At 60.4% G+C, this 16,607-nt stretch carries 11 protein-coding genes; 3 read left to right on the top strand and 8 right to left on the bottom strand.

Going from position 1 to position 16,607, the window contains the following annotated elements; all coding sequences use genetic code 11:
* Positions 1 to 348 precede the first annotated feature (348 nt).
* Both FJ940_RS23920 and FJ940_RS23915 read left to right on the top strand, forming a co-directional pair.
* Positions 349 to 4,524 (top strand): GMC oxidoreductase, encoded by a 4,176-nt coding sequence (locus tag FJ940_RS23920; RefSeq protein WP_140658125.1) that lies wholly within the window; start codon positions 349 to 351, stop codon positions 4,522 to 4,524.
* Positions 4,521 to 6,230, top strand: coding sequence for an alkaline phosphatase D family protein (locus FJ940_RS23915; RefSeq protein ID WP_140658123.1), 1,710 nt, complete (start codon positions 4,521 to 4,523; stop codon positions 6,228 to 6,230). Before FJ940_RS23920 ends, FJ940_RS23915 begins: the two co-directional genes overlap by 4 nt.
* A gap of 285 nt (positions 6,231 to 6,515) precedes the next feature.
* On the opposite strand, the gene proX is transcribed toward FJ940_RS23915, so the two are convergent.
* Genes proX through FJ940_RS23900 form a run of 3 tightly spaced genes read right to left on the bottom strand, consistent with a single transcriptional unit; the run spans position 6,516 to position 9,759 of the window.
* Positions 6,516 to 7,568, bottom strand: coding sequence for a glycine betaine/L-proline ABC transporter substrate-binding protein ProX (gene proX / locus FJ940_RS23910; protein ID WP_224519139.1), 1,053 nt, complete (start codon positions 7,566 to 7,568; stop codon positions 6,516 to 6,518).
* Between the two features lie 56 nt (positions 7,569 to 7,624).
* A complete protein-coding gene (locus tag FJ940_RS23905) occupies positions 7,625 to 8,563 on the bottom strand; it encodes a proline/glycine betaine ABC transporter permease (protein WP_140498487.1) in 939 nt (312 codons plus the stop codon).
* A gap of 2 nt (positions 8,564 to 8,565) precedes the next feature.
* Complete coding sequence (locus FJ940_RS23900; RefSeq protein ID WP_140658121.1) at positions 8,566 to 9,759, bottom strand: glycine betaine/L-proline ABC transporter ATP-binding protein; 1,194 nt, start codon at positions 9,757 to 9,759, stop codon at positions 8,566 to 8,568.
* A gap of 221 nt (positions 9,760 to 9,980) precedes the next feature.
* On the opposite strand from FJ940_RS23900, the gene FJ940_RS23895 reads away from it, so the two are divergent.
* Positions 9,981 to 10,643, top strand: coding sequence for a cysteine hydrolase (locus tag FJ940_RS23895; RefSeq protein ID WP_140658119.1), 663 nt, complete (start codon positions 9,981 to 9,983; stop codon positions 10,641 to 10,643).
* Here FJ940_RS23895 and FJ940_RS23890 read toward each other — a convergent pair.
* The 5 genes from FJ940_RS23890 to FJ940_RS23870 form a co-directional block, all read right to left on the bottom strand.
* Positions 10,629 to 10,943 carry an NIPSNAP family protein gene (locus tag FJ940_RS23890; protein WP_140498490.1) on the bottom strand — a complete coding sequence of 105 codons (315 nt, stop codon included), beginning with the start codon at positions 10,941 to 10,943 and terminating at the stop codon, positions 10,629 to 10,631. The two genes, FJ940_RS23895 and FJ940_RS23890, sit on opposite strands and share 15 nt — an antisense overlap.
* 16 nt (positions 10,944 to 10,959) lie before the next feature.
* On the bottom strand, positions 10,960 to 12,042 hold the full coding sequence (locus FJ940_RS23885; protein ID WP_140498491.1) for an LLM class flavin-dependent oxidoreductase: 1,083 nt from the start codon (positions 12,040 to 12,042) through the stop codon (positions 10,960 to 10,962).
* Positions 12,043 to 12,084: 42 nt separating this feature from the next.
* Positions 12,085 to 13,596, bottom strand: coding sequence for an aldehyde dehydrogenase (locus tag FJ940_RS23880; protein ID WP_140625450.1), 1,512 nt, complete (start codon positions 13,594 to 13,596; stop codon positions 12,085 to 12,087).
* A 4-nt stretch (positions 13,597 to 13,600) separates the two neighbouring features.
* Positions 13,601 to 14,614, bottom strand: a complete 1,014-nt coding sequence (locus FJ940_RS23875; protein ID WP_140498492.1) for a flavin reductase — start codon at positions 14,612 to 14,614, stop codon at positions 13,601 to 13,603.
* A gap of 112 nt (positions 14,615 to 14,726) precedes the next feature.
* Positions 14,727 to 16,601 (bottom strand): helix-turn-helix domain-containing protein, encoded by a 1,875-nt coding sequence (locus FJ940_RS23870; RefSeq protein WP_140498493.1) that lies wholly within the window; start codon positions 16,599 to 16,601, stop codon positions 14,727 to 14,729.
* Between the last annotated feature and the right edge of the window lie 6 nt (positions 16,602 to 16,607).

Below are 16,607 nucleotides of genomic sequence, written 5' to 3'. Positions count from 1 at the left end.
TTCTTTCAAGTCCTTCTTGCCCCCGTCGTGCTAGTTGCTCGACCAAGGCCGTGTATCTGGACACATCGACAAACACCACTGCAGCCTGGAATTCGACGGCTACTGGGCCATCCGCTCGAAGTGCGTGAATTCTACCGAGTAATTCCAGCGGCAGAAAACTCTCAAGTAGCTCGCAAGTACCCTCCATGGGTTCCTTCCCGCAGCCGTGCCCATGGTTTCAGGGCAGAGAAAGGCACCGCCGACCGCGCACTTCCTAAAGGGAATGAATATCGCCCCGATAGATTGCGTGACTTCCTGACGTTACACCAAATTTCGTATATGATTGATATCTAAATTAGGGAGGACGCATTGCCGGTACACATCAAGGCAGCGCCGGAGCCGCCACGTGCGACGGCTTGGCTCTCGCACCGACTCGAGACATTGGTCCACGATTTTCCGCAGATCGCCGATACGGAAAGGGCAACTGTCAAGGGCGGATATGACTTTGATGTTGTCATCGTTGGCAGCGGCTATGGCGGCTCGGTGGCTGCCGCCGAACTGAGTAGCTGCAAGGATGTGCAAGGCCAATCTTTAAAAATCTGCGTGCTCGAACGCGGCAAGGAGTACTTGGCCGGAATGTTCCCTTCGCGATTGGCCGATCTGGGTGGCCACATCCGCTTTGCCACCCCCTTTGCGAAACGCCAACGCGGCGTGTTCGATGGTCTTTACGACTTGCGCTGCAGCGACGACGCGGTAGCTCTCGTCGCGTGTGGCTTGGGTGGAGGCTCATTAATCAACGCCGGCGTGATGGAGATGCCGCTGCTGGAGATTTTCCGGGAAGCACGCTGGCCCACCAAAATCCGCAGGGATACGAATCTCGAGGAGACGGGTAAACGGCTGCGCGATTGGCTGGGAGCCAAGCCGATACGTGTCACCAAGCCTTTCCTGGCCAAGTCCGAAGCAATTAGAAATTTGGCTGGTGGCAAAGCACGGCCCGCTCACATAACCGTCGCTTCCGATTGCCACACCAACCACGCCGGGGTCGCGATGAGCAAATGTCGCCGTTGCGGCGACTGCGCCACTGGTTGCAACTACAATGCCAAAGAATCCCTCGACCTGAATTTGTTGCGGCTGGCTCGACAAAGCGGAGTACGAATCGTCACTGGCGCCACCGTCTTGCGCGTTTTGCGCGCGGGCGAAGGATGGCAGTTGGACGTCAATCACACCGACGGCCATCTACGCGATAACCAGCGGAAGCCGTTCGCGCTGCTGGCGAGGCGCGTGATCCTTGCAGCAGGCACATTCGGCTCGACGGAAATTTTGATGCGCTCGCAAATCCGCGGGATAAAGTTCTCCGATCAGCTGGGAAGCAAGTTCTCCGCCAATGGTGACATGCTCGTCGTTGCCCATGATTTGGCGGCACGGGTGAATGGCGTCGCTGATGAAACCGAGGATCCGGCCCCAAACACCAAAAGCGAGGATTGCGGTCGCGCGGTCGGCCCGACAATAACCGCAATGATCGATCTGCGCGACGGCAACGCGGCTACTGACCTGGTAATCCAGGATCTTGCCGTACCGGGACCGCTGCGCCGCCTGTTTGAGGAAAGCGCCACCACATTCGATGTGCTCAATCGCGTCGCCGATGGCGACTGGGCGAAGCATGAGCCGGATCCTTCACGAGTAGACGACGCAGCCGTCAATCCTGCCGCCATCACCAACTCCCTGGTGCTGGCCATGATCGGCCGCGACGACGCGGAGGGAGCACTTGCGCTAGGGCCCTCGATGCAAAACAGCGCCGATGAGATGCAAGGCGATCCTGAAAAAATGCGCGCCGACGGGATGCAAAAGGATGCTGAAAAATTGCGCGCCGACGGGATGCTCACGGTGCGCTGGCCGGAGTTGCGACTGGACCCCCGGCTGGAGAACCATCATGCGCGCCTTGGCAAGTTGCTTCGAGAGTCTGGATTGGGCGGACGGCTGGTGAACAACCTGTTGTGGCGACCTTTGTCCGACAGGCTCGAAGCCGTGTTCGGTCGCCAACGCGGGCCGCTGCTGACGGTGCATCCCCTTGGGGGCTGCGCCATGGGTGACGACGTTCGCCAAGGCGTGACCGATCATTGCGGCCGCGTGTTCGATGCCGCTGCGGTCGGCCTCAGACGCACTCACGAAGGGTTGATCGTGCTCGATGGCTCGGTCGTGCCCACGTCGCTGGGCATCAATCCCGCCTTGACCATAGCCGTTCTGGCATTGCGAGCGATCACCGAGCTCAAGGAGGAATGGCAACTCAGTGGCGGCCGTTTGATCAATGCACCCTTGCCTGGGAACTCTCGTGGCGAAACGCGGCCGATATATTCCACGCCGCGGACGAACCCTGCGCCTACGCCTACCAGCATCGAACTGACCGAACAGGTGCGCGGCAAGGTCCCTCTGGCTATGCGCGGCAACGGTGTGAAACCACACATGGTCGAACTGACGCTAACCACCAAGCCGGTGGTGCTCACCGATCTCTACGCGCTGCAAACGCCCCGTGGACGGTGTTTGCCGATTGCCCATGGTCGGCTGCGCATTCTGCGTGCAGGAAAGGAGTTCGACCCCATTGCAGATCAGGCCTATGAAAGCCATGTTGCGCTCGAGGCGGAGATCTCGGGATCGCTCCACCTGTTCGATCTGGAAAAATCGCGCCCCGTGCCCCGAATGCTGCGCGCTATCCTTGCGTGGGCGCTCAACCGCGGGATGCGCGACTTTGCTTACCGCTTGGTCCGCCAGGGCCAGGAATGGTTGCGTTTCACGCCGCCTAGCGGAGGGGCATCCCATCTCAGACTGCTCGACATTCTGCACCTGTGCTCGCGTGCGGGCGGGGTCCGCCTGATCGAATACGATTTGCACATCGACAAGGTTGTCGAGCCGGAAGATCTCGGCACGGGCGCGAGGTTCGACAGCTCTCTGTTCACGCAGAAGAAAATCAGAGCGGTGAAGCGGCTCACCTATGCGCGCGGCGCCAGCCCTTGGCAGCAATTGATGGAGATGTCGGTCGAAGTTTTCCCGCAGATGAGCAAGACCGTCATTGGCAGGAAGCTACCGTCGCTAGAGCTAAACAAACGATACCTGGCGCGGCAATCGGTGCCTCTGCTGCGGATAGTGGGGCAGCAAGACCGTGTCGCGGCACTGGCAGATCTGGCCTCTTTCATACTCTACGGTTTTCGCGTCGTGCTTCAGATACATGCACTGAGTTTTCGCCGCCCCGACCCGCCATCTGCGCGTGAACCACAACGGTTGCCCGGGGCGGTGCCGGGCTTACCTGCGCCCCAAATCGACTGGTTGACCTTGAAAGGTCAGCTCAGCCCGCCGATCCGCATTCGCCTGGCCCGCTATGACGGCAGTTCCGCAAAGGTGATCGAGAAGGGCGTCCCGAAACGCCCCGTCTTGCTCATCCATGGTTACAGTGCGAGCGGCACCACATTTGCTCATGCTGCCGTACCCGGCAACCTCGCTCAATCGCTGTGTGATGCTGGGCGCGATGTCTGGGTGCTCGATATGCGATCGAGTTCAGGCCTGACTACCGCCACAGGCGGTTGGTCTTTTGAGGAGATGGCGGAGAATGACATTCCGATCGCCGTCCAACACGTGCTGGCTGCGACAGGGCAGGAAAGGCTCGATGTCGTCTGCCATTGCATGGGCGCGGCAATGTTCAGCATGGCAGTGCTTGGCGAGCATGATCGAAGGAATTTGCACAATAAGATCGGGCGCGTGGTGTTTTCGCAAGTCGGCCCGGCAATGCTGTTGAGTTCGGCAAATGTGCTCGCCGCATATGTGATGCGATATGTACGTTATTTTCTTCAACTTGAAGACTATGTGTTTAGTCCGCATGGCGATATCTCGCTCGCCGGTCAATTGCTCGACAGAGCGCTCTCGGCAATGTGGCTGCCGTCCGACGAGTATCGGCGCGAGAATCCCCTCTGGCCCCCAGGCAAAGCGACGCCTTGGGTCGGCACAAGACATCGGATGGACGCGCTCTATGCACGCACCTTCTCGCTCAACAATCTCTCTGACCTCGTACTCGACCACATCGACGATTTCTTCGGCCCGCTCAGCGTCGAGACAGTCTCGCAGGTCATACATTTTGCTGGCTTCAACACCGTGACCGATCGCGCCGGCATAAATCGCTATGTGCTGCCGGACCGGGTGAGGGATCGACTGAGATTCCCGATGATGTCGATCCATGGAGCGGAAAACGGTTTGGTCGCCCCCTCAACGCTAAGACTGATGCGAAATATGCTCAAAGGGGCCGGCGTGCCGCATTTGAACTCATCTCTGCATGCGGTCGAGGCGGTGCAATCGGAGGAAGAAATCAGGGATCTTATTGACAAAAGCGGCCAGTTCCTGGCGCTCGGCCAACCGTCCTACCTGACCTGGTGCATTGCCGGCCACGGTCATCAGGATTGCCTGATCGGCAAAGACGCCTCGTCGATCTGCGGCGTTATAGCGAAATACCTAGGAATGCCGGATATCTCCGATATGCCGGGGCCCTTGGAGGAAAAGCCATGACGCATTCTCTCCCCTCTGAAGCCAGGGCGCCCGCCTTCGGGGTGCGCGTAGAGGTCGAGGCGGGCAAGATCCTGGTGCAAGCGGCCGATAGCGGAGGGCGGGGCTTGCCTCATGCAGCTTTCATTGTTCCCGTCTACGCAAAGGGCGACCGCCTGCACATGATCGGTCCGCCGGTTACGAGCCGCGGCGACGAGAAAGGACAGAGCGACGATAGCCTCTATAATAGTCTTCCGCATTACTATATTAAGCAACCCGCATCTCCTTACGTATTTGAAGTTCCGCTCCATGAGTGGCCTGAAGCGCAGCAGGTACTGGTCTTGCTGCTGTACGTTCAGGCGCAGGGTATTGGCGGCTTGGCTCGGTTACCGAAACTGCCCGACGCGGCGGGATCACCACCTGAAATCCTCGACACAGGTTCGCATGCCAAGAACGCGGTGAAGAGGGCCGCCGAGGCTATTCGGTATGCGCTCGAGACTGACACATTGGATGATTTGCGAGGTGGCCTGATCGTCGGCAGGCCTGGAAGGTCGCACAGAAGCCATCGGCACAAGAGCGATGCCCGCGCGGTATCGAACCTTTCATTCGCTCTCGCAAGTTGCCAATACCCCAGTGATTTCCTCGACCACATGCCCGACGGTCAGCATGCGACACGAGGGCCCGCGGATGCGTCTCTGCTCGCGCTCGGCGATCTACTGGGCAAACCCGGCGCCCCAACGTTGCTGCTGCTGGCCGGCGATCAGGTATATATCGACGCTACGGCAGGGCTTTTCGACCCTAAGGTAGTCAACGACCGATTCCGAATACCCTACGAACGCCGGGGCCAGAGCCGCGGTGTGAAGGCGGTGATGCAGCGCTTGGACATGGCGGTTGAAATGATGCTGGACGATCATGAGATTCGCGACAATTGGGCAAAAGACCCCGACCCGGCGATGCGCAAGAATGATATCGTCATAAAGCCTGGGAAGCTGGCTTACTTCAGGTACGAACGTGGCAAGACCGAGGTGCTGGAAAAGCGCCTGCCGGCACACATCTGGCGAGACGATTTAACCCACAACGGTATGCCATTCTTCCTTTGCGACACGCGCACCGAACGTCAAGGACGGACGGTTTCGAACTGGTGCGAAGCGCGGATCATGGGTTCAACGCAATTCGCCAAACTTTGTGAATGGCTTACCAAGCCTGAACACACCGAAATGCCCAAATTTGTTCTCACATCCTCGGCAGTGCTGCCGCGGCGGCGGGAGGTGGCCGAGGCCCCCACTTGTGCCTTGCGTTCGGACGCGTGGGATGGATACCCGTTTTCCTTACATAAACTGCTCAGGTTCGTGTGCAACAAGGAAATAAAGGGACTGGTATTCCTGTCGGGTGACGAGCACGTGAGCAGCCTGGTCACCGCTCGTGTAACAAACAGCAAAACCGGCAAGCAGAGCATCCTGCATTGTATCCACAGTTCGGCGCTGTACGCGCCATATCCGTTTGCGAACGGAACTGCCGACAATTTCCAGGCCAATGAGACTTTTTGCTTTCCCGATCCCGATCCTGAGCAGGGGCCGTATTGTTGCGAGGTGCAGACAAGTTTCGCCCCTGGCGACGGTTTCGCGCTTGTAACGACATGCCGCCGCCGTTCGCATTGGCGTCTGGATGTCAAGTTCCACGACAGGGGGGGGCTCAAGGAGAACGGAACCTTCACGCGCGACCTAGAGTAATAGCTGCGCGTGAAATAAGGCTTCACTCAGTTTTTCTCACTATACCAAGCGGCCCGCGCTCGATCAGGCGCGGCGGCAGCTATTTATCCCGAGATAATCGTCTCTGAGGCCGCATGTCCAAACGATCGCCTGCCCTTTGCATGAGCCTGTGTAGCCGCTCCCCATAAGGAAACGTCGCCATGAAGCGAAAACGCTTGGCCGGCAATCGGTCTCCTCAATCGACAATGGTGGCGGACAGGGTCCGCCACCATTGTGATAACAGGCCACGATAGAGGCCTGCCCGGATTATTTCCCGGCGGCAGCCGCATTCTTTACCCAGCCATCGAACTCCGACTGATTTGCGGCAATCCAGTCGTTGGCGATCTTCTTGATCTCGGCGTCGGTCTTGTTGCCGGCCCCCAGATCGCCTTCCCACTGGCTCCAGATGTCCAGCGACCATTTCGCTTGTTCGATGAATTTCTTGGCCGCCGGATTGTCAGCCAGGAACTTCTTGTTGGCGAGCGTGCGCCAGTTCCATGGGCCAACCGCCATGCGGCATGGGTTCTGCCCCCCCGCACAGCCAACCACGTCCTTGACCTCGTGCGTCTTCGGTTTCGATACGCCCTCGGGAAGAGCGTCATACGGGATCGGCAGCCACACCACGTCCTTGCCGGGCTTCAGCCGATAGACGATCCAGGATGGGCTCCAGGTGTAAAGAAGGATCGGCTCTCCTCGGTCGGCCCGTGCAAAGACCTCGCCGATCAGCGGCTCGTATTTGGCGCGGATGGAGCGCACCGTATCGCTCAAGCCGAACTCCTTGACCTGGAAATCGACGACGTCACCGCACTTCCAAGCGGGATCGCAATTCACCAGATTGGCTTTTCCGTCACCGTCGGTGTCGAACAAGGCGGCGATCTTCGGGTCCTTCAGTTGCGAGACATTGGTGATGTTGTTGGCTTCGGCTGTCTTCTTGTCGATCATGTAGCCGTTGATGCCGCCGCCCGCGATCGTGCCTTCATTGATCAGTTCGACCGTATCCGAGATCTGTGCGATGGCGGGCTCGGCCTGCGGCCAGTTGATGTCGCCGGTCATGTCGAGGTCGTCCTGCGAAATGGCCTGCAGGATCGCCGACATGTTCATGGTCGACAACTTTACGTCGTAACCGAGTTTCTCGAGGCCCGCTATCAGGACCTGGTCCTGAATATAGTTGGCGCCCAGGCTGTCGGAGGACGTGAAACGAATGGTCTTGCCTTCGCCAGGCTTATCCTGCGCAAAACTCTGCCCACCCATCATGGTTGCTGCAACAGCCATGGCGCAGGCCAGTCTCAGCCCTTTGCGGTATCGATAATTCGCCGACATGTATTCTCCCCTTGTTGTGATATTTGTTGCGTCGTTCCGCCTGATCGAGACGGTGTTCAAACCTGCTGGTGGTTCGTTTCGAAACTCCCCGCTTCCTCATTTCGGGGACGCAGCAACTGAGCCAGGGCGGCCCGGATGCCCCGGGTCGGTCCGGCCTTGTCCTGGTTGGCCAAGCCCTGCGTGATGCGATCGAGGATCATGGCTAGCAGGACGATGGCGATGCCGCCGACGGCAGCCATGCCGACATCGAGACGTCCCAGCCCCTGCAGGACCACAAGTCCGAGCCCTTCGGCCCCGATCATGGATACGATCACCGACATGACCATGGCCATCAGCACCGTCTGATTGAGGCCGCCCAGAATGGTTGGCAAGGCCAATGGAAGTTGGACTTCCCAGAGAAGTTGGCGATCGGTGGCACCGAAAGCCCGCCCCGCCTCGACCATCTCCTTGTCGACAAGACGAATCCCGAGATTGGTGAAGCGGATCAGCGGCGATATCGCCGCCACGATGACCGCGACTGCCCCAGGCACCGTTCCGACGCCGAACAGCATGACCACCGGGACCAGGTAGACGAAGCTGGGCGTCGTCTGCATGACATCGAGCACCGGCCGCACGATGGTCCAGGCGCGATCGTGGCGCGCGCACAGGATTCCGATTGGAATGCCAAGAATGACGCACACCACGATTGCCGTGGCGATGAGCGACAGGGTGGTGATCGCTTCCGCCCACAGGCCCATGAAGGCAATCAGGGTCAGCGAAAGCAGCGTGAATATAGCCACGCCACGCGATGCGGAGCGCCATGCGATGAGGGCAAAGATCCCGATCAGGATCGGAAACGGAATGGCATGGAGTCCATGGTCGATCGCGGTCAGAAGGGTCTCGACGGGCCACTTGATGGTCTGGAAAAGTGGCCGGAAATGCATTGCCAGCCAGCGGACGCCGACCTGGATCCATTGGTCCAGCGGGATGACATAGAGATTATCGACATCCAGCATGATCAGGCCTCCGCTCCCCGGGATTGCGAGGAAGCCGCCGCCGGAGCGCCAATGCGGGACAGGATCTGGAGTGGATCGACACGCCCCAAATATCGGCCGCCCTCGTCAACAACGGCTATCGGCCGGTCTCGATGGCACAGGCTGGCCACCACCGACAGCTTTTCCGTGCCGCATACCGTCTCATAGTCCTTGCTCATCAATGATTGGATCGCCGAACCATCGGCGAGGCGTGGCAACTGGCGTGGTCCGACGACACCCACGACCTGCATCGAATCGTCGACGATGAACACCGGTTCGCCCTCGGCATCGCGGCCGCCAAACGCACGTCCGTCTAGCCGGAGCGGACTGCTTTCCACCATCACGGAACTCGCATCGAACAGATGGGCCCGGTTGACGTCGCGGGTGAAGGCGGCGACGTAGTCATTCCCGGGCTTGGTCACGATGTCCTGCGGAACGCCTTCGCGCATCACCATTCCATCCGCCATGATGGCGACCCGGCTTCCGAGCTTCAGCGCCTCCTGGAAATCATGCGTGATGAACAGGATGGTCTTGTGGAAAGTCCTGTGCAGGCGCAGCAGTTCGTCCTGCATTTCGCTGCGGATGAGTGGGTCCAGCGCGCTGAAAGCCTCGTCCATGATCAGGACATCGGCATCCGTGGCGAGTGCGCGGGCCAATCCGACGCGCTGACGCATGCCGCCGCTCAGCGTACCGGGAAGATGATTTGCCCACGAAGCCAGCCCGACGACCTCCAGCACCTCCATCACCTTCTTCCTGCGCGCGGCGGCTGGCACACCGCGCAGTTTCAGGCCGAACTCGGCATTCTCCAACACCGTTCTGTTCGGCAACAGGCCGAAGTGCTGGAACACCATGGAGATACGCGTCCGGCGGATTTCGCGCAGCCGCGCTTCGCTGGCGCCGGTGATCTCCTCGCCATCGATAAGGATGCGCCCTGCATTCGGCTCGATGAGGCGATTGATGCATCGCGCAAGCGTCGACTTACCGGAGCCGGACAAGCCCATGATCATGTAAATCGAACCGACGGGAACGGACACCGACACGTCGCTCAAGCCGACGACCTGCCCGGTCTTCTGGAGCACAGCTTCCTTTGTCTCGCCAGACTTCAGCATGGCCAAAGCCGATTCCGGCGATCTGCCGAAAATCTTGTACACGCCCTCGACCGTTATGCGATCCGTCACACCTGTCCTCCACTCCTGGCCTGGCGGACGATAGTCAGCACATTCCAGAGCCACGATCCCGATTAATGAAGATAGAACTGCACCCGCCGTCTTCCCCCGTTCGGCAGGATACCCGCCTAGCCCAATGCTACGAAGGAAAGCATACGGCTCGCGGGTTCGATGATATAGGCTCTCCGCTACCCGGATAGGTATAATCCGGGACGCCTGTATGGAGGAACGGCGTGCTGGCTTCGCTTAAAAACCCTGCCCTCATGGTCGTGGACATGCAGAACGATTTCGTGCGCAGGCATGCGCCGATGGAGGTTGCATCCGCGCGCGAAACCATACCTTCGATCAGCAGACTCATTGCGGCGTTTCGCGGCAACGGCAAGCCGGTGGTATTCACGCGATACGTTGCCGACTCCCTGTATCAGGCCCTCGCCGGCAAGCTGACCTGGATCAAGCTGACCGATGCGCCGACCCATGCGTGCGTACCAGGCTTCATGCGCTCCTACGGCGATGTCGAGGGCATGCGGGATGCCGCGGAGGTGATTGACGAGCTTGCGCCACAGGATGGCGATATCGTGCTGGACAAGGTCTATTTCAGCGCCTTTCATGCCACGGATCTTGCCAAGACGCTCAAGCTGCTTGCGGTGGACGGTCTGGTATTCGTCGGCACGGTAGCGGAGATGTGCGTCGAAGATAGCTGCCGTCACGCCGTGCATTTCGGTTATCCCACGATTGTGGTGGAGGACGCTGTTTCTTCCAACCATCCGCCCAGCCGGCAGGCCATGCTCGATGCTTTCGCACGCAACTACGGCTGGGTGATGACCACGGACCGGCTCCTGGATTCTTTCGCGGTCGGGCAAGCGGGAAGCGAGGTCTTGAACCTACCGCAGCGGTGAAAAATCGGTCGGGATCAGGATTCGGTTTTCCATCGTTTCGATATTCTCGGTGAGCTTGACCGTAAACGCCCGCCACGCGGGATCTTCGGCCAGCCGCTGACGCCGCTCGGCGCGGTCGTTCAGGTCGCTATAGCCCCATAGATGCACGACATGGTTGAGAGGTCCGATCTCGGTGCGGAAATAGCCGATCAGGTTGCCCAGGATCGGCTGCTGGATGGCAAGGCCTTCCTCGCTGATAAGCTGCATGTATCTGGCGAGACGGCCGGCCCTTATCTTGTAGATGCGTTCCTCGACAATCATGGCGCGACAGCTCCCATCAGGCGATCACCCGCGACTTTTCCCTGCCCGCTTCCTTCTCGCGCATCGCAAATACGGGCATCACTTCCTTGATGAACAGCGCCAGCGATTTCTTCTGCACCTCAAACGGCAGGTCGAAGGCGAGGCCGAGGCAGAACTGGTCTACGCCCGCCGCTTCATAGACCATCAGCTTTTCGACCACCTCGTCCGGGGTGCCGAAAAGGAGATTGTCGCGGATCGACCGCGGATCGTAGTCGCCGCTGTTGCCAACGGTGTCGTAAGAAACCGCTTCAGGAAAGCCGTTCTTCACCGTGCCGATGTTCTGGAACAGGTTCTCGAAGCTGCGCCCATATTGATAGCTGTAGCGAACCGGCAGTTCCCAGTCCTCGGGACGTTCATACACGCAAGTGCGGCGCAGCATCATGAACCGCGGTCTCGGCACTTCGGGATGATCCTGGACCGCCTTCTTGAACTTGTCGCCGAGAATGCCGATTTCCGCGACCGGCCGCGACAACGGCGTGGAGAGGATGTTGTGGCCATTGCGCACCGCCCAATCGAATGTGCCGGGGTCACGCGCCGCCACCCAGATGGGCGGGTTGGGTTGCTGCAAGGGCTTCGGCACCGAGGTTGCCAGCGGGAAGTGGTAATACTTACCCTCGTGGGCGTAGTCGCCTGCCCATAATTTCTGGACTGCCGGCAGCAGTTCCTGCATGTAGGCGCCGCCTTCCTGTTGCGGGATGCCTCCCGCCATACGGTCAAATTCATACTGATAGGCGCCGCGGGCGATGCCGAATTCCAGCCGCCCTCCCGTCAGGTGATCGCAAAGCGCGGCCTCTCCCGCGAGACGGATCGGGGTCCAGTACGGCGCGACGATGGTGGCGGTGCCAAGCCGGATCTGTTCGGTATGAGCTCCCCACCAGACCAGCAACTGGAACGGGCCGGGCGCGATCGTGAATTCAATCGTGTGATGCTCGGGCGACCAGGCGGTCTCGAAGCCGCCGGCATCGGCCATACGCACCAGTTCCAGCGTCTCAGCCGCCACCTGGCGCATATCCTTGTCGGGACTGAACCTCTCCATGTTCAGGGAAACGGAAAATTTCATGGCAATGACCTTTTCGAATATTAGGGAACCGTCGGATGAGCGTCAGCGCAAACGGATTACGAACGGGTCCTGCGTGGCGCCGGAGTAGTCGATGACGACATTCTTCAGGCGGGAGAACTCGCGCATGACCTCGAAGCCCCCGCGCTTGCCGTAACCGCTCTCCTTGAACCCGCCGGAGGGTGACATGTAAGCAGCCGAGCGATACGTATTGACCCAGACCGTGCCGGCATCGACGTTGCGCGCAAAGCGAAGCGCCCGGTCGATGTCGCGGGTCCAGACACCCGCCGCCAGCCCATAATGGGTGTCGTTGGCAAGCCCAATCAATTCGCTTTCATTGTCGAACGGCACGACGCCCACGACCGGGCCGAAAATTTCGTCGCGCATGAAGCGCATGTCGTTGCGCGCATCCGCCAGAACCGTGGGCTCGTAATACCAGCCGCCGGAGAGGTCGTCCCGCCGCGGCCGGTGGCCTCCGGCAACCAGCCGCGCGCCATCGGCGACGCCGTAGTCCACATACTGCTCGACCTTGTCGAGTTGGGCAGCCAGCGCCAGCGGACCGATTTCCGTGTCCTCATCGGTCGGATGGCCGATACGCACGCGCCTGGTACGATCCGCCAGCTTTTCGACGAATGCGGCATAGATGGATTTTTCGACGAAACAGCGCGAGCCTGCGATACAGGTCTGCCCGGCAGCGGCGAACACGCCGGCAACCACGCCGTTCACCGCGCGCTCGATGTCGGTATCGGCGAATACGACATGAGGCGACTTGCCGCCCAGTTCCATCTGACACGAAACAAGTCGGCTGGCAGCGTTGGCGGCGATGCGGCGGCCGGTTGCCGTACTGCCCGTGAAGGCGATCTTGGCGACATCGGGATGCAAGGTCAGCGCTTCGCCCGCCGTAGCGCCCTTGCCGGTAACGACATTGAAAACGCCAGCCGGGAAGCCCGCTTTTGCAATCAGTTCGGCGAGGGCAAGGGTGGACGCGGAAGTATGCTCTGATGGCTTGACCACGACCGTATTGCCAATTCCCAGGCAGGGTGCGAGCGTGCCGGTCAGCAGCATCAGCGGTGAATTCCACGGCGAGATCATGCCCACCACGCCGATCGGCTCGCGCAGCGTGAAGTTCAGCATATCGAGCTTATTGACCGGTATGGTCTCGCCATGCAGCTTGTCGGCCATTCCGGCGAAATAGAGGTAGCTGTCCGGCGCCGCGCGCAGTTGCACACGCATCTCTTTCAGAAGCTTGCCGTTGTCACGCGTCTCGATGGCCGCGAGTTCATCGGCGTGTTCCGCGATGAGATCGGCCAACCGGCGCAGCAGCTTGCCGCGATCCGTCTGCGTCAGCCTGCGCCAGGCCGGATCGTGAAACGCTCTTTTGGCTGCCTGCACGGCGGCGTCGACATCATCCGCCCCGGCGTCGGCAACCTCATACCAAGGCGCCGCGTTCGTCGGATCGTAGCTCGGCATGTAGCGGCCGGACCGCGGCGCGAGGCGCTCCCCGGCAATGAAAAGATCCTGGCGCGATCCTTCGATCACCTTCAGCGTCAGGTCCATCATCTCATCCCTTCGCGGTTTCTCGGTCGCCGGCCAAGCCGTTAAGCGACCGCCACGGACGCGGGGCGCCGTCTATCATCGCCACCCGGCCGCCATCGCTGGAATCGACGTAGATCCCGAAGCGAGAGTCCGCGCGCTCATGCAGGTAACGGCGCAGCGTTGCGCGTATCTGCCTGATCGGAATGCTGTCCCAAGGCAGCTCTTCATGGGCAAAGAACCTCAGCGACGGCGACAAATCCGGAATTTCGCCAGGCGGGCCCGCGAGCGCGCCACGGTAAACGACATAACCGGGCTGCTGGTCGGCCACATCGAAGACCGAATAGAGAAACGCATCGCTGGTGAGCGGCGCAACCACGCCGCCGCCTTCGAAGCTGAGCATGTCGCCCGGCTTACGGTGCGTTGCCGTCGGCAGTTCCCAGCCTCCGGCGCCATCGTCGCGCAGCAGGATGCGGCCGTCATGCTCGACCAGGTAGCCGATGATCATGCGATGGGAAGGCGTCCAGCCAGGCGGCATCGGGTCTTCCACGCAGACATAGCGCCCCCGGCAAAACCCTAGCGGAGCGGCAGGGCTGGTGCCGAAAGCACGCACCCGGCCGATCAGGATCACATGGTCTCCCGCCTCGATACGGTCATGCACCGTGCAGTCGAACCAGGTAAGGCTGTCGGTGAGCACCGGCGAGCCCGTATGCACGGTAGTATGGGCTATCGTCTCGAACTTGGAGAGTGACTTCGAGGCGAAGAGGCTCGCCACCTCCTTCTGGCGCTCGTGCAGTACGTTGACGGCGAAGCCTTCGGCCGTGTTGAACGCCGGAAAGCTGCTGGCGCTCTTTCCTATGCAGACGAGCAGCAGCGGCGGCTCAAGGGAGACTGAGGTGAAGGAATTCGCAGTCATGCCGCGCGGCGAACCATCTTCGTCCCGCGTCGTCACCACCGTGATGCCCGTGACGAAGGTGCCGAACGTTCGCCGCAGTTCCACTGGATCGATCGTGCTCAGCTCTTTTTCCCTCTTGTCCGTCATGCGTCCTGCCTCTCCAGGAGGGTGGAAGGATAAAGGGACGTGAGAGAGGGTCTTCCTGCTCTACGCAGGAGAGGCGGCAGTCAGACTCCTAGGACACGAAGCAGAGACCGCATCAGACAGGTTGCTCCCGGGCAATGGTCTCGTTGAGGCGTATTGCCAGTTCAAGCGCGAACCGACGTTCGGGTGAATCGATCTCGATGCCAAACAGTTCCTGGATACGGTTCAGGCGGTAGCGAAGCGTTGTAACATGCAATTCCATCGCGTCCGCGCAGGCCTGGCTGCGGCAACCGTGCTCCAGAAAGACGGTCAGGGTCCTGATATAGTCCGTTGCATGCGCCTCGTCGTGACGCACGACCGCGCCAATGGCGATATCCACGAACGACCTCACTTCCTTGCTGTCGGCCGCCGAAAGCAGCAGCGGAAAAGGACCGAAGTCCTGGGGCGCAAGCAACCCGGTACGGTTGAAGCGGACGGCAAGACGGATCATGCGCTCGCATTCAAGCCATGCCTGGGGATAGTCGTGAATGCTCGAACAGGTCTTACCCGCCACGATGATCGGCTTGGTGCCGATCAGCCACTGCGTTTCCTCGATCAGCTTGCGCACAAACGTCTTGACCACCGTGTCCGCGTCGCGGGGCGCGTCGGGAATGCGGCACAGAATGATCTCGCCCAATGCGGCGGCGGTCGCCTGCGGCGCCAATTGGCCGGCGAGCCGCATGATGGAGCGGTGCAGTTCGGGTATAGTCTTGCCCTTTTCCGGCACAGTTTCCGGGAGGCCGATCGCGACCAGCCTGGCGGTGGCGTTTACGTCAATGCCGAGCCGGCGCGCCCGCGCCGTCAAATCGTCCACGTTGCGCCAGTTGCCGGAAACGATTTCCATGAACAATTCGCTGGAAGTCTGCGATTCCGTCTGGAACCGTAAATGGCTCCGCATCAACTGAACGCTGAGCGCGAACCGAGCGCTCTGAAGAAGAAGATGATCGAGGTCGCCGAAATTGGCGTCGAGCGAAAACACGATCAGCGCCCCTACCGTCTTGCCATCCACGACCAACGGCTCCACCGCCGCCGGCAGGTTGAGGTGATGGCCGCCGCAGTTCAGGTACAGCTTGCGCATTTCAAGCCCGGCCTGGTCCGAGATATCGCGAGCAAGACGGAGAAACTGGCGGCTCATGCAATCGTCCATCTCCTCGCGCCAGCGGTCGGTGTCGATGAGGTCCGGCTTGGGCGAACGTCCGGCAACGACCAGGTTGGCAGTCAGATCCACCACGACGATTGCGTTCGGCAGGAAGGTTTCGACCATGGAAGCCGCGGATGCGACGGAACCGTCCGACAGGACCTGGTGCATCAGGGAGGAATGCGCGGCAAGTGCGTTTTGGAGTTGCGCGGCGGCAGCATGTTCCGCCCTTAGCCTGTGGGCCTTGTCCACGGCTATGGCGCCCAGATGGACGATCGTCTGCAGGAATGCGAGATCGGCCGCTGACAGATCGACAACGTCGCGCGACTGCACCGACAAGACCATCGCGCGGTCTTCCATGTCCCGGCAGCCCAGAGGCAAAACCACGACAGTGCGATAACCGCGCTGGATTGCCTCTTCCCGATAGCCCGGAAATTCGATGCTCTCCTGGGCATCGCGAATGATCACCGGATCATTGCGGGTCAACGCGATGAGGGATGGACTTGTCGCCAGCGTCCAGCGGTTGCGATAGGACTTCGTCAACTGGCTAGGATCATGCCGGGTCACGACCACAGCATTGCCATCCGCCTGATCGATGCTCATCACCGCCGCCATCGACCAGGCATCGTGCTGGCATGCCGCATCGACAAGGTGCTGCAGCGTTGTCTCGAGGTCGACGCTGGAATTGATGAGGCTGGTCACGTCGCGCAGGACGCGTGACAGCGGGCGATCCAAAGCGCTCAACAGAACCTCGCTGCTTGCCGGTACTCGATCGTTACATAGCCTTCCTGGTCGATGGCGCGCCACAGTCATATTCGT

This window comes from Mesorhizobium sp. B2-3-7 (genome assembly GCF_006442695.1).
Lineage (GTDB): Bacteria > Pseudomonadota > Alphaproteobacteria > Rhizobiales > Rhizobiaceae > Mesorhizobium.
Note: the sequence above shows the minus strand (reverse complement) of the source record. Positions and strands in the feature narration are given on the sequence as shown.